22 protein-coding genes are annotated in these 25,924 nt (G+C 71.5%); 14 read left to right on the top strand and 8 right to left on the bottom strand.

Annotated features, from left to right (window positions below; translation table 11 throughout):
* Nucleotides 1–130 precede the first annotated feature (130 nt).
* A complete protein-coding gene (locus tag DS079_RS13390; RefSeq protein WP_126988365.1) occupies nt 131–1,084 on the top strand; it encodes an ABC transporter substrate-binding protein in 954 nt (317 codons plus the stop codon).
* Nucleotides 1,084–1,923, top strand: a complete 840-nt coding sequence (locus tag DS079_RS13385) for an SDR family oxidoreductase (RefSeq protein ID WP_126988364.1) — start codon at nt 1,084–1,086, stop codon at nt 1,921–1,923. The genes DS079_RS13390 and DS079_RS13385 overlap by 1 nt, the downstream gene beginning before the upstream one ends.
* A gap of 39 nt (nt 1,924–1,962) precedes the next feature.
* On the opposite strand, the gene DS079_RS13380 is transcribed toward DS079_RS13385, so the two are convergent.
* From DS079_RS13380 to DS079_RS13350, 7 genes are all read right to left on the bottom strand, one after another.
* Nucleotides 1,963–2,754, bottom strand: a complete 792-nt coding sequence (locus DS079_RS13380) for an IclR family transcriptional regulator (protein ID WP_126988363.1) — start codon at nt 2,752–2,754, stop codon at nt 1,963–1,965.
* A complete protein-coding gene (locus tag DS079_RS13375) occupies nt 2,751–3,296 on the bottom strand; it encodes a cupin domain-containing protein (RefSeq protein WP_126988362.1) in 546 nt (181 codons plus the stop codon). The genes DS079_RS13380 and DS079_RS13375 overlap by 4 nt, the downstream gene beginning before the upstream one ends.
* Before the next feature lie 128 nt (nt 3,297–3,424).
* Entirely contained in the window at nt 3,425–4,675 is a 1,251-nt protein-coding gene (locus DS079_RS13370; protein ID WP_126988361.1) for an aminopeptidase P family protein, read from the bottom strand.
* Between the two features lie 264 nt (nt 4,676–4,939).
* A complete protein-coding gene (locus DS079_RS13365) occupies nt 4,940–5,833 on the bottom strand; it encodes a creatininase (protein WP_241237665.1) in 894 nt (297 codons plus the stop codon).
* A complete protein-coding gene (locus tag DS079_RS13360) occupies nt 5,830–7,653 on the bottom strand; it encodes a BCCT family transporter (protein ID WP_126988360.1) in 1,824 nt (607 codons plus the stop codon). The genes DS079_RS13365 and DS079_RS13360 overlap by 4 nt, the downstream gene beginning before the upstream one ends.
* Nucleotides 7,654–7,863: 210 nt before the next feature.
* A complete protein-coding gene (locus DS079_RS13355) occupies nt 7,864–9,222 on the bottom strand; it encodes an MFS transporter (protein ID WP_126988359.1) in 1,359 nt (452 codons plus the stop codon).
* Nucleotides 9,223–9,387: 165 nt separating this feature from the next.
* A complete protein-coding gene (locus DS079_RS13350) occupies nt 9,388–10,050 on the bottom strand; it encodes a GntR family transcriptional regulator (RefSeq protein WP_126988358.1) in 663 nt (220 codons plus the stop codon).
* A 187-nt stretch (nt 10,051–10,237) separates the two neighbouring features.
* Between DS079_RS13350 and DS079_RS13345 the strand changes: the two genes are divergently transcribed.
* The 8 genes from DS079_RS13345 to DS079_RS13310 all read left to right on the top strand — a co-directional run bounded on the left by DS079_RS13345 (nt 10,238) and on the right by DS079_RS13310 (nt 18,460).
* Nucleotides 10,238–11,455 (top strand): sarcosine oxidase subunit beta family protein, encoded by a 1,218-nt coding sequence (locus tag DS079_RS13345; protein ID WP_126988357.1) that lies wholly within the window; start codon nt 10,238–10,240, stop codon nt 11,453–11,455.
* Nucleotides 11,456–11,489: 34 nt separating this feature from the next.
* Nucleotides 11,490–11,939 carry a sarcosine oxidase subunit delta gene (locus DS079_RS13340; RefSeq protein WP_126988356.1) on the top strand — a complete coding sequence of 150 codons (450 nt, stop codon included), beginning with the start codon at nt 11,490–11,492 and terminating at the stop codon, nt 11,937–11,939.
* The gene (locus tag DS079_RS13335; protein WP_126988355.1) at nt 11,932–14,886 is read left to right on the top strand and encodes an FAD-dependent oxidoreductase; all 2,955 of its coding nucleotides are present in this window, start codon (nt 11,932–11,934) and stop codon (nt 14,884–14,886) included. Before DS079_RS13340 ends, DS079_RS13335 begins: the two co-directional genes overlap by 8 nt.
* On the top strand, nt 14,876–15,565 hold the full coding sequence (locus tag DS079_RS13330) for a sarcosine oxidase subunit gamma (protein ID WP_126988354.1): 690 nt from the start codon (nt 14,876–14,878) through the stop codon (nt 15,563–15,565). Before DS079_RS13335 ends, DS079_RS13330 begins: the two co-directional genes overlap by 11 nt.
* 163 nt (nt 15,566–15,728) lie before the next feature.
* A complete protein-coding gene (locus DS079_RS13325) occupies nt 15,729–16,217 on the top strand; it encodes an SRPBCC family protein (RefSeq protein WP_053915900.1) in 489 nt (162 codons plus the stop codon).
* 157 nt (nt 16,218–16,374) lie between these two features.
* On the top strand, nt 16,375–16,902 hold the full coding sequence (locus DS079_RS13320; protein WP_126988353.1) for an SRPBCC family protein: 528 nt from the start codon (nt 16,375–16,377) through the stop codon (nt 16,900–16,902).
* Nucleotides 16,903–17,082: 180 nt separating this feature from the next.
* On the top strand, nt 17,083–17,955 hold the full coding sequence (gene fdhD / locus DS079_RS13315; protein ID WP_126988352.1) for a formate dehydrogenase accessory sulfurtransferase FdhD: 873 nt from the start codon (nt 17,083–17,085) through the stop codon (nt 17,953–17,955).
* Nucleotides 17,956–18,001: 46 nt separating this feature from the next.
* On the top strand, nt 18,002–18,460 hold the full coding sequence (locus DS079_RS13310) for an ASCH domain-containing protein (protein WP_126988351.1): 459 nt from the start codon (nt 18,002–18,004) through the stop codon (nt 18,458–18,460).
* 251 nt (nt 18,461–18,711) lie between these two features.
* Here the strand turns inward: DS079_RS13310 and DS079_RS13305 are convergent, their stop codons facing one another.
* A complete protein-coding gene (locus DS079_RS13305; RefSeq protein ID WP_126988350.1) occupies nt 18,712–19,671 on the bottom strand; it encodes a sugar-binding transcriptional regulator in 960 nt (319 codons plus the stop codon).
* A 145-nt stretch (nt 19,672–19,816) separates the two neighbouring features.
* On the opposite strand from DS079_RS13305, the gene DS079_RS13300 reads away from it, so the two are divergent.
* The 4 genes from DS079_RS13300 to putP all read left to right on the top strand — a co-directional run bounded on the left by DS079_RS13300 (nt 19,817) and on the right by putP (nt 25,899).
* A complete protein-coding gene (locus DS079_RS13300) occupies nt 19,817–21,559 on the top strand; it encodes a glycerol-3-phosphate dehydrogenase/oxidase (RefSeq protein WP_126988349.1) in 1,743 nt (580 codons plus the stop codon).
* A gap of 153 nt (nt 21,560–21,712) precedes the next feature.
* A complete protein-coding gene (locus tag DS079_RS13295; RefSeq protein WP_126988348.1) occupies nt 21,713–22,432 on the top strand; it encodes an MIP/aquaporin family protein in 720 nt (239 codons plus the stop codon).
* A gap of 99 nt (nt 22,433–22,531) precedes the next feature.
* Entirely contained in the window at nt 22,532–24,076 is a 1,545-nt protein-coding gene (gene glpK, locus DS079_RS13290) for a glycerol kinase GlpK (RefSeq protein WP_126988347.1), read from the top strand.
* Between the two features lie 260 nt (nt 24,077–24,336).
* Nucleotides 24,337–25,899, top strand: coding sequence for a sodium/proline symporter PutP (gene putP, locus DS079_RS13285; protein ID WP_126988346.1), 1,563 nt, complete (start codon nt 24,337–24,339; stop codon nt 25,897–25,899).
* Nucleotides 25,900–25,924 lie beyond the last annotated feature (25 nt).

Below are 25,924 nucleotides of genomic sequence, written 5' to 3'. Positions count from 1 at the left end.
TGGGGTGGGGGGGGGGTTTGCTTCTACCATAATCATTTTTTTCTTCTTCCCCCCCCCCCCACGCCCGTAGTCGACCATCCCTCGCCGCATCGCCGGCTCCCGCCGCCCGCCCCACCCCAGGAGAACCCTCATGAGCATCCACAGCACCCGCCGTCACCTGCTGGGAGCCCTCGGCGCGGGCGGGCTCGCCCTCGGCGCCGCGGCCTGCGGCAGCTCCGACCCCTTCGAGGAGGAGGGCGGCAGCTCCGGCGCCGCCGGCTCCGACGGCGGCGGCGAGGCCCCCGCGGGCACGCTCGCCATCGGCTCCCAGGCCTACTACTCCAACGAGATCATCGCCGAGCTGTTCGCGCAGGTGCTCGAGAAGGCGGGCTTCACCGTCGACCGCCAGTACCAGATCGGCCAGCGCGAGGTGTACATGCCCGAGCTCGAGGCCGGGTCGCTGGACCTGCTGCCCGAGTACCTCGGGAACCTCCTGCAGCACTACGAGTCCGACGCGGGCTCCGCGAGCCCCGAGGAGATCCGCTCCTCCCTCGAGGAGGCCCTGCCGGAGGGGCTGCGCGTGCTGTCCTTCGCCGAGGCCTCCGACCAGGACTCCTACACCACCACCTCCGACTTCGCCTCCACGCACTCCCTCAGCGCGATCGGCGACCTCGCAGGCGTCGAGGAGGACCTGAAGATCGCCGCGAACAGCGAGTTCGAGACGCGGCCCTACGGCCCCGAGGGCGCGAAGTCGGTGTACGACGTGGACATCGCCGTGGTGCCCGTGGAGGACTCCGGCGGCCCGCTGACCGTCCAGGCCCTCCTGGACGGGGACGTCCAGCTCGCCGACATCTACAGCGCCGATCCCTCCATCGCCGAGAACGACCTGGTGGTGCTCGAGGACCCCGAGTCGATGATCCTGCCGCAGAACGTGGTCCCCGTCGTCTCCGAGAAGATCGACGAGCAGGCGGCCGAGGCGATCGAGGGCGTGATCGCAGAGCTCAGCGCCGACGACCTCGTCGAGCTGAACCGGCAGAGCGTCGTCGACCAGGCCTCCAGCGCCGACATCGCCACCGGCTGGCTGACCGAGAAGGGCCTGCTCTGATGCGCATCGTCGTCACCGGCGCGAGCGGGAAGGTGGGCGGCGAGGTCGCCCGCCTGCTCCACGGGGCGCCCGGGATCACGCTGCGCCTGGTCGGCCGGAGCCTCGAGCGCCTCCCCGCGCTCGAGGGCGTCGAGCAGGCACAGGCCGGGTTCGGCGACGCGGACGCCTGCGCCGCCGCCTTCGACGGGGCCGACGTGCTGCTGCTGGTCTCCGCCGGCGAGGCCGACGACCGGCTCGACCAGCACCGCACCGCGATCGACGCCGCGGCCCGCGCCGGGGTGGGGCACGTGGTCTACACGTCCTTCCTCGGTGCGTCCGACGACGCCGGCTTCACCCTCGCCCGCGACCACGGCGCGACCGAGGAGATGCTGCGCGACTCGGGGATGGCCTGGACGTTCCTGCGCGACAGCTTCTACGCCGACGTGCTGCTCGACTTCGCCGGCGACGACCGGGTGATCCGCGGCCCGGGCGGCACGGGACGCTGCGCCTTCGTCGCCCGCCGCGACGTGGCCGAGGTCGCCGCCCGGATCCTGCGCGACCCCGCCCCCTGCGCCGGGCGGGCGCTGGACCTGACCGGCCCGGTCGCGGTCAGCCTCGCCGAGGCGGCGCTGCTGATGACGCGCGCGACGGGGGAGGAGTACGAGTACGTCGACGAGACGATGGCCGAGGCCCGCGCCTCCCGTGCTCCGTACGGTGCACCGGACTGGCAGGTCGAGGCGTGGATCAGCACCTACACGGCGATCCGCGACGGCGAGCTCGATCTCGTCTCCCGTCACGTCGAGGAGGTCCTGGGGCGGGCGCCGCGCAGCCTCGAGGAGGCGGTCGCCGACCCGCTGTGAGCGGGGGAGGGGCCAGTCGAGTCCGGGGCGGAGAGCGCCTCAGCCCGGGCTCACCGCGCCGAGCCGGCGCGAGATCGCATCGGCCGCGTCACGGGTCCGGGCGGCGAGCTCCGGGAGCTGCTCGGCCCCGGCGCGGTAGAACGGCGCCGCGAGGAGCACGGCGCCGGCGACCTCCCCGCGGTGGTCGCGCACCGGCGCGGAGAGGGAGACCTCGTCCTCGGAGGTCTCGCGGTCGTTGAGCGCGTACCCCTGCTCCCGCACCCGGGCGAGCCGCTCCATGTAGTCGCCGGTCTCCCACCCCTCCTCGAGACGGATCGTGCCGGCAACGACCAGGGCCTCCGCTACGGCGGGCTCGAGGGCTGCGAGGAGCACCTGCACGGTCGAGCTCAGCGCCGTGCGGTAGTGGCTTCCGAGCACTGAGGTGTGCTTGATCTGATGGCGGCTCGGGACCTGCTCCACCGTCACCGACGCCGCGCCGTTCCAGACCGCGAGCGCGGAGGTCTCCCCGGTGCGCTCGGCGAGGTCCTGCAGGTCCTCGAGCGCGACCCGGCGCACGTCGAGCTCCGCCAGCAGCGGTCCGGCGACCGCGATCAGGCCGAGGCCCAGCCGGTAGCGGCGGGAGGCCTCGTCGCGCTCGACCACCCGCTCCTGCTCGAGGGTCGACAGGATCCGCGAGACGCTCGACTTGTGCAGGCCGACCTTCTCCGCGATCTCGGTGACGCCCTGCTGGGGATGTTCCACGGTGAAGCAGCGGATGATCCGCAGGACGTTGACGATGACGGAGGCGCCGCGGCCGCTCTCGGAGCGCTCCTGCTCGTTGGTGCTGGTCATCCTCGGATCCTAGCGGCGCCGTCGTCCTCCGGGGCCTCGCCGCGGGAGACCGCCTCGCCGGAGTTCTCGCCACGGGCGGCCGAGACGGCGTCGCGGGCGGCGATCGCCTTGCGGTATGAGCCGAAGCCGCTCATGTCGAAGTGCCCCGTCGGCCCCCACGCCACCAGCACCTGCAGCGGCTCGTCGCCCTCGCAGGCCAGGTCGTGCTCGACGCCGGCCGGGGCGCGCAGCGCGTCCCCGGGCCCCAGCAGATGCGTCTCGCCGTCCTGGCGGATGCGGGCCCGCCCGGAGAGGACCAGGTAGATCTCCTCGAGCGACGGCTCGTCATGGGCGTGCATGCCCTCGTAGGCGCCCGGGGCGAGGGTCCAGGTCTGCAGCGCGACGGGAAGTTGCGAGCTGCCGGCGAAGTGATGGCGAATGCGAAGGTCACCGGCGCCCTCGTGGAGTGTGTGCGCGAACTCGGGCTCGCCGGCCCGCTCGACGGGGCCTTCCAGCAGGTCGGGCGCTGCGGGCAGGTGCTGCGGTGTCTCCGGGCTGCTCATGCGGGGCTCCTGGGGTCGGGTCGGGGCGGCGCCGCACGGGCCGGGTCGGGCGGGTGCGGCGGGGACGAGGACGCCGGCCGGCACGGTCCGCGGGTGCGGTGATGCCGGCCGGCGTCCCCTGTGCCTGATCAGGCAGGGATGATGTTGTGCTCCGGGCCGAAGGGGAACTTCGTGATGTTCTCGGCGCCGTCCTCGCCGACCACGAGGATGTCGTGCTCGCGGTAGCCGCCCGCGCCGGGCTGGCCCTCGGGCACGGTGATCATCGGCTCCATCGAGACGACCATGCCCGGCTCGAGCACGGTGTCGACGTCCTCGCGCAGCTCCAGGCCGGCCTCGCGGCCGTAGTAGTGCGAGAGGACGCCGAAGGAGTGGCCGTAGCCGAACGTGCGGTTCGGCAGCAGGCCGTGGCCGATGTAGATCTTGTTCAGCTCGTGGGCGATGTCCTTGCACACGGCGCCGGGCTTGATCAGCTCGATGCCGGCGCGGTGCACCTCGACGTTGATGTTCCACAGGCGCAGCGACTCCTCGTCGGGCTCGCCGAAGAACAGCGTGCGCTCGAGGGCGGTGTAGTAGCCGGTGGGCATCGGGAAGGCGTTCAGCGACAGGATGTCGTGCTCCTGCACCTTCCGGGTGGTGGCCCAGTTGTGGGCGCCGTCGGTGTTGATGCCGGACTGGAACCACACCCAGGTGTCGCGCACCTCGCGGTGCGGGAAGGTCTTCGCGATCTCGCGGGTCATGGCCTCGGTGCCGGCCAGCGCCACCTCGAACTCCTGCACACCGGCGTGGACGGCGTTCTTGATCGCCTCGCCGCCGATGTCGCCGATTCGTGCGCTCTCCTTGATCACCGCGATCTCCTCGGCGGACTTGATCATCCGCTGGCGCATCGCGTCCTGGGAGACGTCGACCAGCTCGGCGCCGGGGAAGGCGTCCTGGAGGCGGCGGAGGATCTGCAGCGTGACGGTGTCGTCCTCGATGCCCAGGCGCCTCGGGTCGGTGATCCCGCGCTGGGCCAGGGCCTGCTGGAGCGCGTAGTAGAAGTTGTCGCGGTTCCAGTCGGTGTAGACGATGTTCTCGCCGTAGCTGGTGCGCCAGGGCATGCCCGCGTCGATGTTCGCGGTGATGGTGCAGGTGTCGTCGGCGGTGACGACCATGCCGTAGGAGCGGCCGAAGTACGTGAACAGGAAGTCCGAGTAGTACTTGATGCCCTGGTAGCTGGTGAGGATCACGGCGTCGAGGTTCTTCTCGGCCATGATCCTGCGCAGGCCGCTGAGGCGGCGCTCGAACTCGGCGTCGGAGAAGGTCAGCTGCTGCTTCTCGCCGTTGTGGAGGACCTTGAGGCGCTCGAGGTCGTTGACGGAGGTTGCGGTGGTCGCGGTCATGATCGTCTCCTTCGACGGGGCACGGAACGGTGCGTGGCCTTAGTGGTTGCCTTGAGTGCAACCCGGTTGCGTCAGTGTTGCGCGTGAGGGGCGTCACGTCAAGCGGCTGGCGGAAGAAGTTGCTGCCCCGTGGTGGTGGGGCGGGCGGAGGCGGGATCGGCGATGCCGACAGGGCCGACAGGGCCGACGGGGCTGCCCGGCGACCCGGAGGACGACGAGCCCCGCCCCTCGCCCGAGGCGGACGCGGAGCGAGGCTCGTCGAGGTCAGAGCCCGAGCTCGGTGCGCAGCTCCGCCGCGAGGTCCGCAACGGTCTGCGTGAACAGCAGCTCGCCCTTCTCGGCGCTCGCGCCGTCGGGCGCCGAGAGGCAGCCGGTCTCCGGCGTCCGCTCGGGCACGACCGGCAGGCGGTCGAAGCGGTGCGGCGCGGCCGGCGGGTGGCTCACCGCGCGGTCCATGTGCACCAGCTCCGGCCGCAGGTGCAGCAGCAGCGCGGTCTCCAGCACCCCGCCGTGCTCCACGTCCCAGCCGGGGAACCCGTCCGGGTAGACCACCTCGAGCGTCGGCGCGGAGACGTAGTCCCAGTAGGACAGCAGCATCACCGACTGCTCCGCGCCCGGGGCCAGGCCCAGGTCCCGCAGCGCCAGGTCCGCGCCCTCGTAGAGGAACTGCGTGTTCTCGTAGTGGCCGTTGAGCACCACCACGTGCCGCACGCCCTGGGCGAGCAGGCCCCGGATCAGCTGGCGGGCCTGGGCGATGAGCGCATCGGCGTCGAGGCTGAGCGTGCCGGGCAGGTGGTTCCCGCCGCCCGAGCGCTGCTGGGACTTGTACCCGAGCGTGAACGGCTCGAGCACCTTCGCCCCGGTCTGCTCGGCGACGGCGGTCGCGACCGCCGTGGAGAGGATCGCGTCGGTCCCCAGCGGCAGGTGCGGGCCGTGCTGCTCGAACGCCCCGGTGGGCAGGATCGCGACGGCGCTCCCGCCGCCCACCCAGTCCTCGTACTCCCGGGCGGTCATCGTCGCCAGGCGCACGGTGCGGGCGGGCCCGTCGGCCGACGGGGCGTCGGTCGGCGCCGGGTCGGGTCGTGCGGCGCCTGTCCGCGCCTGCCCGAGCGAGGAGGAGTCGGCCGACGGGGCGTCGGGTGTGGAGGGCTCTGTCATCGGTAGTCATCCCTTCGGTCGTCGTGCCGGCGGAACGTCTGCGGGGGCACGAAGGTGCCCTCGCCGACGCCGCGTCTGGGGTCGGGGATCCCGTCCTCGTCGACGAACTCGTCCTCGGGGCGGGGCTCGGGGTCGTTGATCTCGCGCTCGGTCCGCACGACCGCGGCGTTGCGGCTGCGCAGTCGCCGGATCAGGTTCGCGATCATCAGGATGATCACGAAGGAGAACGGGAAGGCGCCGATGATCGTGCCGGTCTGGACGGTGTCCACCACGGCCGCGCCGCCGAGGGACAGCAGCACCGCCGCGACGGTCGCGATCGAGATCACGAGCACCACGCGGAAGGCAGGGCCGGACTTCTTGGGGGCCGAGACGAACTCCGCCAGCGCGTAGGTGCCGGAGTCGAGGCTGGTCACGTAGTAGGTCGCGACCAGCACGGTCGCCATGATGATGAGGAGGATGCCGATGCCCGGCACCATCTCCAGCATCCGGAACAGCGCCACCGAGAGGTCCTCGTTCACTGCCTCGGAGATCACCAGGCCGTTCTGGTCGTCGTAGCGGATGCCGGCCGAGGCGATGACCGCGGTCCACACCATCACGATCAGCGAGGGCACGATGGTCACGCCGAGCACGAACTCGCGGAGCGTGCGGCCGCGGGAGATCCGGGCGATGAAGCCGGCGACGAAGGGTGAGAATGCGATCACCCAGCACCAGATGAACACGGTCCACGGGCCGTTCCAGAGCTCGTCCCAGGGGGCTCCGCTGCCGGCGGTCTCGGCCTCGGTCCAGAAGCTCATGGCCGGGAAGGAGGCGAAGAAGCCGCCGAAGGTCTGGAACATGTTCGAGAGGATGAAGATCGTCGGCCCGAAGACGAACACGCCGACCACCAGCACGATGCTGAGCACGGAGTTCAGCTCGCTGATCCGCTTCATGCCCTTGTTCACGCCCATGAAGGCGGAGACGGCGGTGAGCGCGCCGAGCACGACGATCACGATCATCCAGACCAGGGGGCCGGAGGCGACCCCGGTGAAGGCGTTCAGGCCCGAGGAGAACTGCATCGCCGCGAAGCCGAAGGAGGTTGCCAGGCCCAGCACGGTCGCGATGATCGCGAGCAGCTCGATGACCACGCCGGCGGGGCGGCGCACGGCCGAGGGGAGGATGTCGACGGTCGCCTCGCGGAAGGTGAGGGTCTTGCCGAGGTTGTGGTGCGAGTAGGCCAGGCAGATCGCGACCACGCAGTACATCGCCCAGGCGGTGGGACCCCAGTGGAAGTAGGTCCAGATGATGCCGGACTGGCCGGCGTTGCCCATGTCCGAGGCCACCGGGGCGCCGTCGCGCAGCATCATCGGCTCGGCGAGGGACCAGAAGATCAGGCCCACGCCCTGCCCGCAGGCGAAGAGCATCGAGTACCAGGCGAAGTTGCCGTGGGCCGGCCGGGCCTTCGGACCGCCCAGGCGGATGCGGCCCAGCGGGCTGATGCACAGCCACACGCAGACCGCCACGGCGATCAGCGAGTAGAGCACGAACCACCAGGTGAATCCGCCGGTGACGAAGGAGCGCAGGTTCGAGATGAGGTTCGCAGAGGCGTCGGGTGCGAGGATCACCGCGATGACGACGCCGACGATCAGCAGCGGCGGCAGCACCATGATGATCGCGCGGTCCAGCGCCGGGATCTGGAATCCCCGGAAGCGGGGGAGGTCGACGGTGCGCTCATCGGCGCGGGAGGCGCCGTCGGGCGTCCCGGTCGCGCCGTCGCGGTTCTCGGGCTCAGGGGGCGAGGACGGGTCCTCGGCGCCGGGCTGGTTCGTCTCTGTGGTCGTCATGGGACACCCCTCGGGATGGTCGGTGCGGCCGGGCCGACGGCGATCGTCCTCGATCGCTCGACGGTCCGCGGAACTGGTTCCCCTGCACTGTTGCGTTGAGGGCAACGCGGTTGCCCAATCATTCACGTGGCGGCGGTCACAGTCAAGGGGGTTCTGGGACGCGGCGCGCCGCGCGGCGCCCGTGGGGCTCCCGCGCGGCGCGTCGGGCGCTCAGGAGGCGGCGAGCTGCTCCTGCTCCTCGCGGGCGGCCTGTTCCCGGGCGGCCTTCGGATCGTACGAGTCGCCCTGGAGGATCAGCGCGACCAGCCCGAGAAGCGAGAGCCCCATGATGAGGAAGGCCGGCGAGTACGAGTTGTCCGTGACCGAGATCAGCCAGGTCGCGATGAACGGCGCGGTGCCGCCGAAGATCGCGTTGCCGAAGTTGAAGGGGATCGCGAAGCCGGAGAGGCGCACCTGCGGCGGCACCGCCTCGACGAAGTAGACGGCGAAGGTCGAGTCGTTGAGGCTGAACAGCGCCACCAGCGAGATCTGGATCAGCAGCACGCCGAGGAAGCCGGACTGTCCCAGCAGCACGAAGGCCGGGTAGCTCAGCAGGATGAACCCGATCGCGTTGATCAGCAGCAGTCGACGCCTGCCGAAGGTGTCCGAGAGCCAGGCGCCCACGAAGATCAGCGGCAGGTAGAGCACCAGCGCGAGCGAGAGGATCAGGCTGGACTGGAAGGCCGTCAGCCCCAGCTCGACCTCGATGTAGGTGGCCATGTAGGTGAGCACCAGGTAGTAGCCGCTCGCGTTCACGGCCATGATGAAGAGCATCCGCAGCATCGAGGGCCAGTGGTTCCTGATCAGCTCGAACAGCGGCGCCGTCGCGACCGCTTCCTCCTTCTCCATCTGCTCGCGCACGGGCGAGTCGGAGACCCTGCGGCGGATCCAGCGCACCACGATCGTGAGCACCGCCGCGGCGAGGAACGGGATCCTCCAGCCCCACTCCTGCACGGCCTCCTCGGGCAGCAGGCCGTTCAGCAGCGAGGCCATCACCGAGGCGCCGAGGAAGCCGGCCGAGGTCGCGATCGGCACGGTCGAGACCCAGCGGGCGCGCTTGTGCGCCGGCGCGTGCTCGGCCAGCAGCACCGCCGCGCCCGAGTACTCGCCCGCGGCGCAGAAGCTCTGCAGCATCCGGGCCGCGAGCAGCAGGATCGGGGCGGCGAGCCCGATCGTGGCGTAGCCGGGCAGCACGCCGATGGTGAAGGTCGCCAGCCCCATGCCCACGATCGTGAGGGTGAGCGTGCGCTTCGGGCCGATCTTGTCGCCGAAGTGGCCCCAGAACAGCCCGCCGATCGGTCGGACCAGGAAGGAGAGCGCGAAGACGCCGAAGGTCTGCATCAGCGCGATGCCCGGGTCGGTGCTCGGGAAGAACACCTGGGCGATGGTGGTGGCGAGATAGGCGTAGCTGGCGTACTCGAACCACTCGATGAAGGTGCCCAGGCCGACGGTGCTGAGCGTCAGTCTGACCTGGCCGCGCTCGAGCCGCGTCGCCGCGGCCGCGGTCGCATGGGAGGGAGTGCTGGACATGGGGACTCCTGTCTTCCTCCCGCCGTTGGGAGGTCGGAGGCGTCGGCCCGCTCGGAGCGCGACGCGGGGAGGGGTGCGCGACGGCGAGCGTGCGCGTTGCGTTCAGTACAACCGAGTTGCCAGAGTGCCCTGTGGGCTGGGTCACGTCAAGGAGGTCGGCCCGCCTCAGAGCACCGTGCGGATGGAGGACTCGAACTCCGCGACGTGCTGCGCGACGAGCTCGGCGGCGCGGTCGTCGTCCCCCGCGAGCATCGCGTCGAGCATCTCCCGCAGCTCGGTGACGTGCGAGGTCAGGCCCGGCAGGCGGTGCATCGCCACGCACCAGATGCGGGTGGAGAGGTTGTCCAGGCGCAGCAGCGTCTCGGCGAGATAGACGTTCCCGCAGGCGTGGTAGATCGCGCGGTGCACGCCGACGTCGACCTGCAGGGCATGGCGCGGGTCCGCGGCCTCGGGCTCGGCCTCGAGCGCGTCGAGTGAGCGCAGCGACTCCTCGAGGGCGGCGCGGGCCGAGGGATCCTGGTTCGCGGCCGCGGCGCGGACCGCGACCGGCTCGAGCGCCGCGCGCACCTGGGTGATCGCCGCCAGCGCCGTGATGTCGACCGTGGTGGCGAAGGTGCCGCGGCGCGGATAGGTGACCACGAGATGGTCGAGCTCGAGGTGCTTGATCGCCTCGCGCACCGGGGTGCGGCCCACGCCGAGCTCCTCGGCGATCCGTCCCTCCTGGAGCGGCTCGCCCGGGGCGATCTCGAGCATGATCAGCCGGTCGCGCAGGGCCAGGTACGCCTGCTCGGCGAGCGAAGCGGGGGAGGCGCCGAGGGTCGTGGTCATCTCTGCTCCTGGGCAGTCGGAGGCGGCGGGGCGTCGGGGTCCGGGGCCGGGATTGACACCGGATGTGACCCACCCTACAGTGAGCGACCAGTGATATATCAGTCACAGTCGACTGGTCGACACACAGTCCACCCGGTCCGCCCCCGACGACGGGAGCGCCCGGTCCCCCTCTGCGAAGGAACCCTCCATGGCCGACCTTCTTCCCGAGCACCCCGAATTCCTGTGGCACTCGCCCGAGCCGAGGTCCGGCTACGACGTCGTGATCGTCGGCGGCGGCGGCCACGGCCTCGCGGCCGCCTACTACCTGGCCTCCCGCCACGGCATCACCAACGTTGCCGTGCTCGAGCGCGGCTGGCTGGCCGGCGGGAACATGGCCCGCAACACCACGATCATCCGCTCGAACTACCTGTGGGACGAGTCGGCGATGATCTACGAGGCCTCGCTGAAGCTGTGGGAGCAGCTGCCCGAGGAGCTCGAGTACGACTTCCTCTTCAGCCAGCGCGGCGTGCTCAACCTCGACCACACCCTCGGCGACGTGCGCGGCTCCGTGCGCCGCGTCAACGCCAACAAGCTCAACGGCGTGGACGCCGAGTGGCTCGACCCGGAGCAGGTCAAGGAGGTCGTGCCGATCCTCAACATCTCCGAGGACATCCGCTACCCCGTCCTCGGCGGCACCTACCAGCCCCGCGCCGGCATCGCCAAGCACGACCACGTCGCCTGGGCGCTCGCCCGCAAGGCCGACGAGATGGGCGTGCACATCATCCAGAACTGCGAGGTCACCGAGGTGATCGTCGAGAACGGCCGCGCCGTCGGCGTCGAGACGACCCGCGGCCGGATCAACGCCGGGAAGGTCGCGCTCGCCGCGGCCGGGCACTCCACCGAGGTCTCCGAGACCGCCGGCGTGCGCCTCCCCGTCCAGTCCCGCCCCCTCCAGGCCCTGGTCAGCGAGCTGTTCGAGCCCGTCCATCCCGCCGTCGTGATGAGCAACCACGTGCACGTCTACGTCTCCCAGGCCCACAAGGGGGAGCTCGTGATGGGCGCGGGCGTGGACCAGTACAACGGCTACGGCCAGCGCGGCGCCTTCCACGTCGTCGAGGACCAGCTCGCCGCCGCCGTGGAGCTCTTCCCGATCTTCTCCCGGGCCCGCGTGCTGCGCACCTGGGGCGGGATCGTCGACGTCACCGCCGACGCCTCGCCGATCATCTCGAAGACCGAGGTGGACCAGCTGTACGTCAACTGCGGCTGGGGCACCGGCGGCTTCAAGGCCACCCCCGGCGCCGGCTTCGCCCTCGCGCACACGATCGCCAACGACGAGCCGCACGAGATCAACACGCCCTTCACCCTCGACCGTTTCGAGACGGGCCACCTCATCGACGAGCACGGCGCCGCCGGCGTCGCCCACTGACCGCGCCCCGGCGCCACGACCCCAGGAGGCCACCATGCTCCTCATCGACTGCCCCCACTGCGGGCCCCGCAACGAGGTCGAGTTCCACTACGGCGGCGAGGCCCACGTGCCCTACCCCGAGGACCCCTCGGCCCTCGACGACCGCGAGTGGTCCCGCTACCTCTTCTACCGCGCCAACACCAAGGGCATCCTCGCCGAGCGCTGGCAGCACTCGGCCGGCTGCCGCAAGTGGTTCAACGCCCTGCGCGACACCCGCACCTACCGCTTCGAGCGCATCTATCCGATGGGCTCCCCGCGCCCCGACCTGCCGGACCCCGAGAAGGTCCCGGCCGACGCCGCCGAGCCGGACCGCTTCGCCTCGATGACCACCACCGAGGGGCGCACCGACGGCTCCGTCGCCGACCCCTCCGCCGCCGGCACCGCCGCCGACGGCTCCACCCCTGCCCCCGAGGCTCGCACCGGGAACGAGGACGACCATGCCTGAGAACCAGACCCCCCGCCGCGGCCCCGCCCACGGGGTCGACCCCGCACGGCCCTTGACCCTCACGGTCGAGGGCGAGACGCTGCCCGCGCTCGCCGGCGACACCGTCGCCAGCGCCCTGCTGGCCGCCGGTCGCCTGGCCGTGGCCCCCTCGATCTACCTCGCCCGTCCCCGCGGCCTCATAGCCGCCGGCCTCGAGGAGACCAACGCCCTGATCACCGTCCACGACCGACGGGAGGACGGGACCGACGAGTCGATGCTTCCGGCCACCGCGGTCGAGGCCGTCGACGGGCTCGAGGCGAGCCTGCTCAGCGGGCTCGGCACGCTCGACCCGCGCGAGGACCACGCCTACTACGACCACAAGCACGTCCACACCGACGTGCTCGTCGTCGGCGCCGGCCCCGCCGGGCTCGCCGCCGCCCGTGAGGCGGCCCGCTCCGGCGCCCGCGTCATGCTTCTGGACGAGCAGCCCCTCGCCGGCGGCTCGCTGCTGTCCTCTCGGGGCCTGCGGATCGACGACCAGGACGCCATGGACTGGGTCGACGCGACCGTCGCCGAGCTGCGCCGCACCGAGGACGTCACCGTGCTCGAGCGCACGAACGTCTTCGGCAGCTACGACTCGAACTACATCACCGCCCTGCAGAAGCGCACCGACCACCTCGGACTCCCCGCGGAGGGTGCGGACGGCGGCCGCCCCGGCGTCTCCCGCCAGCGCGTCTGGCACATCCGCGCCAAGCAGGTCGTGCTCGCCCCCGGCGCGATGGACCGCCCCGTCGTGTTCGCGCACAACGACCGCCCGGGCGTCATGCTCGCCGCAGCCGTGCAGACCTACCTCAACCGCTTCGGCGTCGCCGCGGGCGAGGACGTCGCGGTGCTGACCACGAACGACTCCGCCTGGGAGCTCGTCGCCGATCTGCACGACGCGGGCGTGCGCCTGCCCGTCGTGCTCGACTCCCGCCCCGAGCCCAGCGCCCGTGCCGCGGCCGTCCTCGAGGCGACCGGCGTCGACGCCCGCTTCGGCTGGTCCGTCGTGGACACCGTCGGCGGCGGCGACGGGGACCGCCTCACCGCGGTGCAGATCGCGCCGCTGGGCGCCGACGGCGAGATCGCCGGCGAGGTCGAGACCGTCGCCGCGGACCTGCTCGCCGTCTCCGGCGGGCTCTCCCCGCTCGTGCACCTGCACTCCCAGCGCCAGGGTCGGATCCAGTACGACGAGGCGCTGACCTCGTTCGTCGCCGTCCCCTCGGTCGAGGACCAGCACCTGGCCGGCTCCGTGCTCGGCACCGCCGACCTCGCGGGCGCCCTCTCCCAGGGCGCCGAGGCCGGGGCCGCCGCCGCGACCGCCGCCGGATACCCGGTCTCGGCGAGGGCCCCGCAGGCCGAGGCGTCGGCCCCCGTGGCGCCGGCCCGGCCGCTGTGGCTCGTGCCCAGCCCCGACAGCGGTCTCGTCTCCGCGGCGACCGAGGACCCCGAGCGCTGGCGAGAGCACTTCGTGGACCTGCAGCGCGACCAGACCGTGCGCGACGTGCTGCGCGCGCTGGGCGCGGGCATGCGCGCCGTCGAGCACGTCAAGCGCTACACCTCGATCAGCACCGGCGCCGATCAGGGCAAGACCTCCGGCGTCGCCGCGATCGGCGTGATGAGCGTGCTGCTGGGGGAGGAGGACCTCGGCGGCATCGGCACCACCACCTACCGGGCGCCCTACGCCCCGGTGAGTTTCGCCGCCCTCGCCGGACGCCGCCGCGGGCAGATGTTCGACCCCGCCCGCATCACCTCCATCCACCAGTGGCATCTCGAGCACGGCGCCGTCTGGGAGGACGTGGGCCAGTGGAAGCGCCCGCGGTACTTCCCGCAGGGCGAGGAGGACATGGACGCGGCGGTGCTGCGCGAGTGCGCCGGCGTGCGCGACTCCGTCGGCATGATGGACGGCACCACCCTCGGCAAGATCGAGATCCGCGGTGCGGATGCGGCGCGGTTCCTCAACCGCATGTACACCAACGGCTTCCTCAAGCTGCCGGTGGGCAAGGGCCGCTACGGCGTGATGTGCGGGCCCGACGGCATGATCATGGACGACGGCGTCACGCTGCGCGTGGCCGAGGACCACTTCTTCATGACCACCACGACCTCGGGGGCCGCCGCCGTGCTCGACCACCTCGAGGAGTGGCACCAGACGGAGTGGCCGGAGCTGGACGTGTCCATGACGTCGGTGACCGAGCAGTGGGCCACGATCACCGTCGCCGGGCCCCGCTCCCGCGACGTGATCGCGAAGGTCGCCCCCGACCTCGACGTCTCCCAGGAGGCGTTCGGGTTCATGGAGTTCCGCGACACGGTCCTGGCCAGCGGCATCCCGGCCCGGATCCCGCGGATCTCGTTCTCCGGCGAGCTCGCCTTCGAGATCAACGTCGAGGCCTTCTACGGGCGGACCGTGTGGGAGGCCGTGCACGCGGCCGGCCAGGAGTTCGGCATCGTCGTCTACGGCACCGAGACCATGCACGTGCTGCGCGCCGAGAAGGGCCTGATCATCGTCGGCCAGGACACCGACGGCACGATCACCCCGCAGGACGCGAACATGTCGTGGATCATCGGCGCGAAGAAGAAGGACTTCGTGGGCAAGCGGTCCCTGGACCGCCCGGACTCCGTGCGCGAGGACCGCCGCCAGCTCGTCGGCCTGCTCAGCGACGACGGCACCACGCGCCTCGAGGAGGGCGCGCAGATCGTCGACGCCGACACCCCGATCACGCCCGAGGACGGGCCCGTGCCGATGATCGGCTGGGTCTCCTCCTCGTACCTCTCGGCGGCTCTCGACCAGCCGTTCGCGCTCGCCCTGGTCGACGGCGGCCTCGGCCGCATCGGCGAGAAGGTCCGCTCCCCGCAGGGGGACCGGATCATCGACCTGACCATCACCTCTCCCGTGCTCGTCGACCCCGAAGGAGCCCGCCGTGACGGCTGACAGCACCACCCTGACCACCTCGATGGACGTCCTGGAGCCGCTTCGCGCGGCCCCCGCCCGCCATCTGGCCGACCTGATGGAGGGCGCCGCCGTCACCGGGGCGCGCGCCGTGACCCTGCGCGAGCACGAGTTCGCCGTGCAGATCGGCCTGCGGGCCGTGCCCGGCGAACAGGGCGCGACGGCGCTCGAGTCCGTGCTCGGCGTGCCCCTGCCGACGGCGCACGGCGAGGTGACCGGCGACCTGGACGGCCTGCACGTCCTGCGCCTCTCGCCGGACGAGTTCCTCGCCGTGGACGTATCCCGCCGGCAGGAGCCCGGCGTCGAGGCGCCCTACCAGGAGGCGCTGGAGGAGGGGGTCCCCGGCCAGGCAGTGGACCTCTCCGCCAACCGCACCGTGCTGGTGCTCGAGGGCCCCGGCGCCCGCGAGGTGCTCGAGAAGAGCGTCGCGCTGGACCTGCACCCGCGCGAGTTCGGCGTCGGCCGGGCCGAGGCGACGCTGCTGAGCACCATCCCGGTGGTGCTCGTGCGCAGCGGCGAGCAGACCTGGCGGATCCTGCCCCGCGCCTCCTTCGCGGACCATCTGGTGCGCTGGCTCGTCGACGGCATGACGGAGCTCGGCTCCGCCTGCCCGGAGGAGGAGTCCGCGCAGCGCTCGGTGCGCCCCGCCCAGCACGCCTGAGCTCGCCCGCGGCACGGCGCGAGGGGCCGACGGGATCCGTCCGTCGGACCCTCGCGCCGTGCCCGGCTGCTCCCAGGGAGTCCCTGCGCCGCGGTGAGCAGGCAGTTCGACCGCCCGGTCGTCGCGGCGTGACATCGCGGAGCTTCCGCGGCAGGGTGGAGGGATGAACACAGAGCAGACCCATCTGACCGTCACCCGCACGATCGACGCCCCCTCGAAGGACATCTTCGGCGTGCTGACGCTCCCCGCGCGCCACCACGAGTTCGACGGCTCCGGTTTCGTCCGCGCCGCCGACGACACCGAGCGGATCACCGCCGCGGGCGAGAAGTTCGTGATGAACATGCACGGCGACCACATGGGCGGCGACTACCGAACCCACAACTTCGTCACCGCATACGACGAGAACAAGATGGTGGGCTGGAAGCCGGCTCCCGAGGGGGAGGACGGCAGCGCCCCCGAGGGCCCGAAGGGCTGGGAGTGGCTCTACGAGCTCACCCCGCAGGGCTCGGACGCGACCGAGGTGTCGCTGACCTACAGCTGGTCCGACGTCACCGATCCCGAGCTGCTCAAGCAGATCCGCTTCCCGATGATCCCCGAGGAGGATCTCGAGCAGTCGCTGAACCTGCTCGCCGCCGCGGTCACGAAGGACTGACCTCGCAGGACGCCCGCCCTCCAGCCGGGGCGGGCGGCCTCGTGCGCGCAGGCCGCCCGCACCCGTCGGCCGGAGGAGGAGCCTCGCCCGAGCCGCCGATCTCTGGCACGCTTCGTGCAGACGGCGACGACGCCGCCCCGACCCGAGGAGCACCGCCATGGCCGACGCACAGTCCCTCCCCGCCGACGCCCCCGTCCCCGACGAGATCGTGCACAGCGTGCTGATCGACGCGAGCGCGGAGAAGGTGTTCGCGGTCATCCGCGAACCCGGCTGGTTCATCAACGACGGCGAGCACCGCGAGCACGAGATCACCACGTCGGGCCCGGTCACGCACGTGGTCGATCCCGTCCACGGCAGCTTCCAGCTCGCGATCGAGGCGCACGAGCCGCCGAACCGCGTCGCGTTCCGCTGGCTGGGCGGCGGGCTCGGCGAGATCTCCGACGCCCCGAACAACACCGTCGAGTTCGTGATCGACCCCGCCGGCACCGCGGCCCGGAACCGTGTGCGGCTGACCGTGCGCGAGCGCGGCTTCGCGAAGCTGGGCCTGGACGAGGCGGTGCGGCGGCGCAACTACGAGGAGAACCTCCACGGCTGGCAGCTGGAGCTCGACCTCGCCAAGCGCCTTGCGGAGAACGGTCGCAACGGCACCGGTGCGCCGGAAGCCGCCGAGGACGCCCAGGAGTGACCGCCCGCAGCGCCGGAGCACCTCCGGCGCCGTGACCGGAGCGTCGGCCGTCCTCCCGTGCCCTGCCCTCGCCGGGCCGTCGGCCCGCGGCATGCCCCGTCGGGCTCTCCCCGCGCACGTCCCTCGTCGGCCCCGTCCCGTGCCCGGCCGCGCCCCAGGTGAGCGGACTATCCTCGAGGGATGGGCAGGGTCACCGACAGCACGCGGATCCGCACCGTCCGGGTGCGGGACGGGAAGCTCTACGCCGGACGCAAGGGCGACCATGTCGCCGTCGAGGAGCCGCTGGACATCCGCCTGAACGGGCAGCAGCTCTCCCTCACCATGCGCACCCCCGGCAACGACGTCGAGCTGATCCACGGCTTCCTGCACGCCGAGGGTCTGATCCGTGACCGCGAGGACGTGGCCGAGGCCCGCTACTGCGACGGCGCCGTGGTCGACGCCGGCAGCGGCTTCGCCCAGAACACCTACAACGTCATGGACTTCACGACCACCCGGCCGCAGCTGCTGCCCCAGGTCGCGCGCGCCTTCACCACCACCTCCGCCTGCGGGGTGTGCGGTGCGGAGAGCATCGACGCCGTCCGGCAGAAGAGCCGCTACACGCTGCTGCAGTCCTGGGTGGCGGACCCGCACGTGATCCTCCGCGCCGCCCGCGAGCTCTCCGACCAGCAGGCCGTCTTCGCCCGCACCGGCGGCGTCCATGCCGCCGCGCTCGTGGACCTCGAGGGGAACCTGCTCGTTGTCCGCGAGGACGTGGGCCGGCACAACGCGGTCGACAAGGTCATCGGCTGGGCCCTGCTCGAGGACCGCCTGCCGCTGCGGGACTGCTTCCTGCTGGTCTCCTCCCGGGCCAGCTTCGAGATCGTCCAGAAGGCCTGCATGGCCGGGATACCGCTGGTGGCCTGCGTCTCCGCCGCGAGCTCCCTGGCCGTCGAGACCGCCCGCGAGTTCGGCCAGACGCTCGTCGGCTTCACCCGCGCGCGGGAGGACGGCGACGGCCGCATGAACCTCTACACCCACCCCGAGCGCCTCGACCTCTCCGCCGCGGAGGGCTGAGAGAAAAGAGGTCCGACATGGCCTCCGTGCCCGGTAGAGTGCGGCGGTGACCAGCGACGACGCCGCCCTCCAGCAGTACTGGGCCGAGGCCCGCACCGCCCGACCCGAGCTGCCCGAGCAGAGGCCGGAGGCCTGGGCGTTCGGTGCCACCCCTGAGCACGCCGACGGGCTGCTCCGCTTCGTGCTCGACGGGGTGAAGACGGGGACCGCCTCCTCGCTCTGCGGCTACGAGGCCGACGGGGACCCGCTCCCGGAGGTCGGCGAGCTGTCCATCATCCTCGACGGCAGCGGCGCGCCCCGCGCGGTGCTGGAGACCACGGAGGTCGTGACCGTCCCCTTCGACCAGGTCACCGCCGAGCACGCCCGCTCCGAGGGGGATGGCGACCGGACCCTCGCGGCCTGGCGGCAGATCCACGAGCGCTTCTGGACCGAGCACTCCGACGGCGGCTTCGCCCCGGACATGCCCGTCGTCTGCGAGCGCTTCCGCCTGATCCACCCCCGCTGACCGCATGATCACTCGGGTGACTGCCTGATCCCCGGCGGCGGCCGCTCGTCCCGCCGTCCGGCAGCCCTTCCCGACCGCGTCGCCCTGCCCGGGCGCCGACCGGTCGCGATCGAGACGTGGATCTGTGTCGTTATCCGCCGCCATACCGACACATAGCCACGTCTCGGCGTCGCGAGGATGGGAGCCGGCGGACGGCGTCGTGGGGCTGGGGCAGGGCAGAGGTGCTGCCGTGCAGAGCAGGGCGGGTCGCCTCAGCGCAGGGCCAGCAGCGCCGTGGCGGTGACCGCGTCGATGACCAGGTCCGTCGCGACCCCGGCCCGCAGTGCCGCCCGCAGCGGCAGCGCCTTGCGGGAGCCCGAGGCGACCAGGAGACGCCGCGGGATCCGGGCCAGCCGGTCCGGGGCGGTGCCCGAGCCGCGCGCGTTCATGGCGATGTCTCGGAAGGTGCCGTCGGCCCGCAGGAACACGGTGCACACATCGCCCACCGCGCCGTCGGCCCGCAGCGAGCGCAGGTCGGCGGCCGTGAGGTAGTTGTGGGTGTAGACGTGGCTGGGGACCTCCGCGTCGAAGGCGCCGACGCTGAACACCGCGACCGTGGCCTGCGTCTGCGTCTCCAGCACCCGCTGCACCGAGCGCTCGTGCCACATCGCCTCGCGCGTCGCGGCGTAGTCGAAGAAGGCCGGGACCGGGAACTGGTGCACCGTCGCGTCCCATCGCTCCGCCGCCCGGGCGAGCACGGTGGCGATATAGGTCAGGCCCGAGCCCTCGACGTTGATCGCGCCGTTGAGCTGCACGATCCGCATCCCGGGCACGGGGCGGGGTCGCACCGCGCCCAACAGCGCCGCGACCGTCGTGCCCCAGGCGATGCCGAGCGTGGAACCGGGCTCGAGCATCTGATCGAGCAGCTCCGCGGCTTCCTCGACCACGGCGGCGAGGCGGTCGCGCTGATCACCCTCGGGCGGATCCGGCACCACGTGCACCTTCACCCCGTATTGACGGGCGATGCGTCGTCCGAGGTCCTCCACGCGATGCGCCTCGGGCGGGCGCAGGGTGATCTGGACCAGACCTGCCTCGCGGGCATCGCGCAGCATCCGCGAGACCGTCGAGCGGGACACCCCGAGCTCCCCGGCGATCGCCTCCATGGTCTGGCTCTGCCCGTAGTACATCCGTGCAGCGGTGAAGAGGTCCTCGAGCCGGGAAGCGGGGGTCATGGACACCAGTCTTGCACGTTCGTGCACCTGGCTTGCGCGGTGCTGCACGCCCGTCCGAGGATGGCCGCGTCACCGCCGCGGAGAGCGCGACGGCCCGGCCGCGAGCGCCGGGATCACCAGGTGCCGATGCGAAGGAGCAGCCAGCGTGTCCGAACAGCAGCGATCCGCACTCACCCCCGAGGGCCGCGGCGAGCACCTCGCCCGCCTGCGCGCCACGACCGCCGAGAACCCGCTGGACGTCCTCGTCGTCGGCGGCGGGGTGAACGGGGCGGGCGCCGCCTTCGACGCCGCGACCCGCGGCCTGTCCGTCGGCCTCGTGGAGTCCCACGACTGGGCCTCCGGCACCTCCTCCCGCTCCTCCAAGCTCATGCACGGCGGCCTGCGCTACCTGCAGATGCTCGACTTCAAGCTGGTCGCCGAGGCGCTGCGCGAGCGCGATCTGCTGCTCGAGCACACCGCCCCGCACCTGGTGAAGCCGATCAAGTTCGTCTTCCCCTTCTTCAAGAAGGTCATCGACCGCGGCTTCATCGGCTCCGGCGTCATGCTCTACGACGTGATGCAGTCGGTGGGCCGCAAGCGCGCCGTCCCCTTCCACCGCCATCTCCTGCACGACAAGATGCTCGAGGTGTTCCCGGCGCTCGACGGCGACAAGGCCGTCGGCGCGCTCGAGTACTACGACGCGCAGATGGACGACGCCCGCTTCGTGATGATGCTGGTGCGCTCCGCCGCCCAGCTCGACGCCTCGGTCGCGAACTACACCACCGTCGTCGACTACCTCCACGAGGGTGAGCGCGTGGTCGGCGCCCGGGTGCGCGACGAGGAGAGCGGCGAGGAGTTCGATGTCCGCGCCCGCCACGTCATCCTCGCCGGCGGCGTCTGGACCCAGGACCAGCAGGAGCTCGCCGGGGCCGACGGCGGCCTCGAGGTCCTCGCCTCCAAGGGCATCCACGTCACCGTCGCCCGCGACCGGATCCCCGCCGTCCCCGACACCGGCATCATCACCCAGACCGAGAAGTCGGTGCTGTTCATCATCCCGTGGGACGAGTACTGGGTCATCGGCACCACCGATACCCCCTGGACCGAGGACCCCCGCCACGTGGGCGCCACCTCGGACGACATCGACTACGTCCTCGAGCACGCCAACGCCGTGCTGAAGAACGACCTCACCCGCGAGGACGTCATCGGCGTCTACTCGGGCCTCCGCCCCCTGCTGCAGCCCGTGAAGAAGGGCTCGGACAAGGGCTCGACCAAGGTCTCCCGCGAGCACACCGTCATGCAGGTCGAACCCGGCCTGAGCGCCATCGCGGGCGGCAAGTACACGACCTACCGCGTGATGGCCGAAGACGTCGTCGACTTCGCGATCAAGGACACCGAGCCCGGCCGTCCGTCGCTGACCCGCTCGGTCCCCGTCATCGGCGCGCAGGGCTACGCGGCCCTGGTGCGCGACAAGTCTGAGATCAGCCGCCGGCTCGGCGCCGACGAGATCCGGGTCGACCGGCTCCTGTTCCGCTACGGCAGCCTGCTCACCGACGTGCTCGCCCTGATCGACGAGGATCCTTCGCTCGCGACCCCGCTCGAGCATGCCCCGCGCTACCTGCGCGCCGAGGTGGTCTATGCCGCCCGCGCCGAGGGGGCCCGGCACCTCGCCGACGTGCTCGAGCGCCGCACCCGCCTGGACTACGAGACCCGCGACCGCGGCGTCGCGGCGGCCGACGAGGTCGCCGCGCTGCTCGCGCCGGAGCTCGGCTGGGACGAGACGGCCGTGCGCGCCGAGGTCGAGGCCTACCGCGGGTACATCGAGGCCCGCCTCGCCGGTGAGGCCACCGCCTCCGACGCCGAGGCCGCCTCCCGCATCGCGGCCGCCGCGGAGGTGCCCGGCCGCGGCTGACCCAGAACTCCTCCCCGGCCGTGATCCGGCCGGGGAGGCTCTCCGCGGGCGACTCCGCCCGCGGACCATCGGCGGGCAGGACCCACCCCTCTCCCCACCAACTGGATGCCACCGGTCCCGCAGAGCTGCGGGGCCGCTCGACGAGGAGACCCCATGGCAACCATCTTTCTGTACGAGATCGCCGGAACGGCGATGCTCACCCTGCTCGGCGGCGGTGTCGTCGCCAACGCGATCCTCGGCAAGACGAAGGGCAACGGCGGCGGCTGGCTGATGATCAACTTCGGCTGGGGCCTCGCGGTCTTCGCCGGCGTGTGGGTCGCCTACAAGACCGGCGCCCACCTGAACCCCGCGGTGACCCTCGGCCTGCTCTCCAGCGGCGCCGCGGAGTACGCCCCCGGGATCGCCGTCACCGCCGGCAGCACGATCGCGTACCTGCTTGCGGAGCTGATCGGCGGCTTCCTCGGCGCGATCGTCGCCTGGCTCGCGTACAAGACCCATTACGACCAGGAGACGGATGCGGGAACGATCCTCGGCACCTTCTCCACCGGTCCGGAGATCCGCTCCTACGGCTGGAACTTCGTCACCGAGGTCATCGCGACCTTCGTGCTGGTGCTCGTGATCATCATGTTCGGCAGCACTCCGAGCGGTCTCGGCCCCCTCGCGGTCGCGCTGCTGGTCGTCTCGATCGGCGCCTCCCTCGGCGGGCCCACCGGCTACGCCATCAACCCCGCCCGTGACCTCGGCCCCCGCCTCGCCCACGCGATCCTCCCGATCCCGCACAAGGGCAGCAGCGACTGGAGCTACTCGTGGGTCCCGATCGCCGGCCCGATCGTCGGCGGCGTCCTCGCCGGCCTGGCGAGCTTCGCCTTCTGACCCGGCCCGCACCCCTCCACCGCCGGGCGGTTCCCGTGCGCCGCGCGGGGCCGTCCGGCACCATGACCACCACCCGTTCATCACCACGAAGGAGTTCCGATGACCGACTCGACGAAGTACATCCTCTCGATCGACCAGGGCACCACCTCGACCCGCGCGATCGTCTTCGACCACGCCGGCCAGATCGTCTCGACCGGCCAGCAGGAGCACAAGCAGATCTTCCCCAGGTCCGGCTGGGTCGAGCACGACCCGATGGAGATCTGGCGCAACACGCGCTCGGTCGTCGGCTCGGCGTTGACCGGCGCGGAGATCAACCGCCACCAGCTCGCCGCCGTCGGCATCACCAACCAGCGCGAGACCGCGGTGGTGTGGGACAAGAACACCGGCGAGCCCGTCTACAACGCGATCGTCTGGCAGGACACCCGCACCCAGAAGATCTGCGACCGCCTCGCCGGCGATGAGGGCGCCGACAAGTACAAGGAGCGCGTGGGCCTGCCGCTGGCGACCTACTTCTCCGGCCCCAAGATCGCCTGGATCCTCGAGAACGTCGACGGCGCGCGCGAGAGGGCCGAGGCCGGCGACCTGCTGTTCGGCAACACCGACTCCTGGCTGGTGTGGAACCTGACCGGCGGCGTGAACGGCGGCGTGCACGTCACCGACGTCACCAACGCCTCGCGCACCATGCTCATGAACATCGACACCCTTGACTGGAACGAGGACATCGCGAAGGACATGGGCATCCCGATGTCGATGCTCCCGGAGATCAAGTCCTCCTCCGAGGTGTACGGGCACGGCCGCAAGAACGATCTGCTCATCGACACCCCGATCGCCGGCATCCTCGGCGACCAGCAGGCCGCCACGTTCGGCCAGGCCTGCTTCGAGATCGGCATGGGCAAGAACACCTACGGCACCGGCAACTTCATGCTGGTCAACACCGGCGAGGACCTGGTGCGCAGCGAGAACGGGCTGCTCACCACCGTCGCCTACAAGATCGGCGAGAACAAGCCCGTCTACGCCCTCGAGGGCTCGGTCGCGGTGACCGGCTCGCTCGTGCAGTGGATCCGCGACAACCTCGGCCTGATCAAGGACGCCCCGGAGATCGAGGACCTGGCCAAGCAGGTCGACGACAACGGCGGCCTGTTCGTGGTCCCGGCGTTCTCGGGCCTGTTCGCCCCGCACTGGCGCTCCGACGCCCGCGGCGTGATGGTCGGCATGACCCGCTTCCACAACAAGAACCACATCGCCCGCGCCGTGCTCGAGGCCACGGCCTTCCAGTCCCGCGAGGTCCTCGACGCGGCGATCGCCGATGCGGCCTCCGAGGGCGTGGAGCTCACCGAGCTCAAGGTCGACGGCGGCATGGTCATGAACGAGACCCTCATGCAGTTCCAGGCCGACATCCTCGGAGTGCCCGTCGTGCGCCCGAAGGTCATCGAGACCACCGCGCTGGGCGCCGCCTACGCCGCCGGCATCGCGGTGGGCTACTGGGAGGGCGAGCAGGACGTCATCGACAACTGGGCCGAGGACAAGCGCTGGGAGCCCCAGATGGACGAGGAGACCCGCGACCGGTACATGCGCCTGTGGCGCAAGGCCGTCGAGCGGACCCTCGACTGGATCGACGACGACACCGAGGCTCTGTTCGGCTGATCAGCCGATCGACGACCGGCGGACGCCCGGCATCCCGAGGGGTGCCGGGCGTTCGTGCGTCCGCGCCGAGGTCACCGTCCGGACACAGAACGAGGTGATCGGCGTCACCCCGGCGTAGGATTCGCGGCACCTGCCCTCCCCGGGCGCCGGTACGGTGGCGCGTCGTCCCCGACCGGACCGGCGGCCCACGAGCGACGACGTTGCGCACGGACCTCCGATCCGGCCCGTCCGCCCTTCCCCACCAGAGATCGGAGACCCTCATGGAGCTCGCCTTCAAGCTGGTCGCGCTCGCCGTCTACTTCGGCGCCATGATCGGCATCGGCCTGTACGCCTTCCGCAAGACCAAGGGCGGCGAGGACTACATGCTCGGCGGCCGACAGCTGCACCCCTTCGTCGCGGCGCTCTCGGCAGGGGCCTCGGACATGTCCGGCTGGCTGCTGATGGGCCTGCCCGGCGCGCTGTACATGAGCGGCATGGTCGAGGCGTGGATCGCGATCGGCCTGACCGTCGGCGCCGGTCTGAACTGGATCTTCGTCGCCCCGCGCCTGCGCCAGTACACCCAGATCGCCGGCAACGCGATCACGGTGCCGAGCTACTTCGGCAACCGCCTCCACGACCGCACGAACATCCTCCGGATCGCAGCGGGCCTGATCATCCTGGTGTTCTTCACCTTCTACGTCTCCTCCGGCATGGTCGCCGGCGGCGTGTTCTTCCAGTCGATGTTCGGCGGGCCCTACCTGACCGGCCTGCTCCTCGTGGGCGGCGTGACGATCCTGTACACCCTCTTCGGCGGCTTCCTCGGTGCGAGCTACACCGACGTGGTGCAGGGCCTGATCATGCTGGTCTCCCTGATCATCGTGCCGGTCACCGCGATGTTCGTCGTCGGCGGGCCGACGGCGATGTTCGCCTCGGTGCGCGAGGTCGACCCCTCCTTCGGCTCCCTCGTCTCCGGCGGCACGTGGGTGGGGATCCTCTCCGCCGTCGCCTGGGGCCTGGGCTACTTCGGCCAGCCCCACATCATCGTGCGTTTCATGGCGCTGCGCTCCTCGCGCGACGCGAAGTACGGCACGATCGTCGGGATGAGCTGGATGATCCTGTGCGTGACCGGCGCCGTGTTCACCGCGATGGCGGGCCTGGCCTACTTCCAGCAGAACCGGGACGTGCAGATCACCGATGCGACCAACGGCGAATCGGTGTTCCTCGACCTGGCCCAGATCCTGTTCCATCCGCTGATCGCCGGCGTCCTGCTGGCGGCCGTGCTCGCGGCGATCATGTCCACGATCTCCTCGCAGCTGATCGTGACCACCTCCGCGCTGGTCGAGGACATCGTCGGCGGTGTGGGCGTGAAGCTCGGCGACGGCGCCAAGCTGTGGGGCGGACGGGTCGGCGTGCTCGTGGTCTCCGTCATCGCGGTGATCCTGGCCCTGGATCCCGGGAGCTCGGTGCTGGCGCTGGTCGCCTTCGCCTGGGCGGGCTTCGGCGCCGCCTTCGGGCCGATCGTGCTGCTGTCGCTGTTCTGGCGACGGCTCACCATGGCCGGGGCCGCCGTGGGCATGGTCGCCGGTGCGGTGGTCGCCTTCGTCTGGGGCCAGTCCTGGGGTGCGGAGAAGCAGCCTCTCGATGTCACCCTGGGCCTCTTCGGCGGAGAGCACCTGTACGAGATCATCCCCGGCTTCGCGATCTGCCTCGTGCTCGCGGTCGTGGTCAGCCTGATCACCCCGCAGCCGCCCGCCAAGGCGATGGAGGAGTACGACGACATGCTCGACTCCCTCGCCACCGGCGTGGCCCGCGACCGCTCGGCGGAGGCGACGACCGCGTCCTGAGCGCGGCCACCCCGGCCCGGGCCGC

Source organism: Brachybacterium paraconglomeratum (genome assembly GCF_003994255.1).
In the GTDB taxonomy this organism is placed as follows: domain Bacteria; phylum Actinomycetota; class Actinomycetes; order Actinomycetales; family Dermabacteraceae; genus Brachybacterium; species Brachybacterium conglomeratum.
Note: the sequence above shows the minus strand (reverse complement) of the source record. Positions and strands in the feature narration are given on the sequence as shown.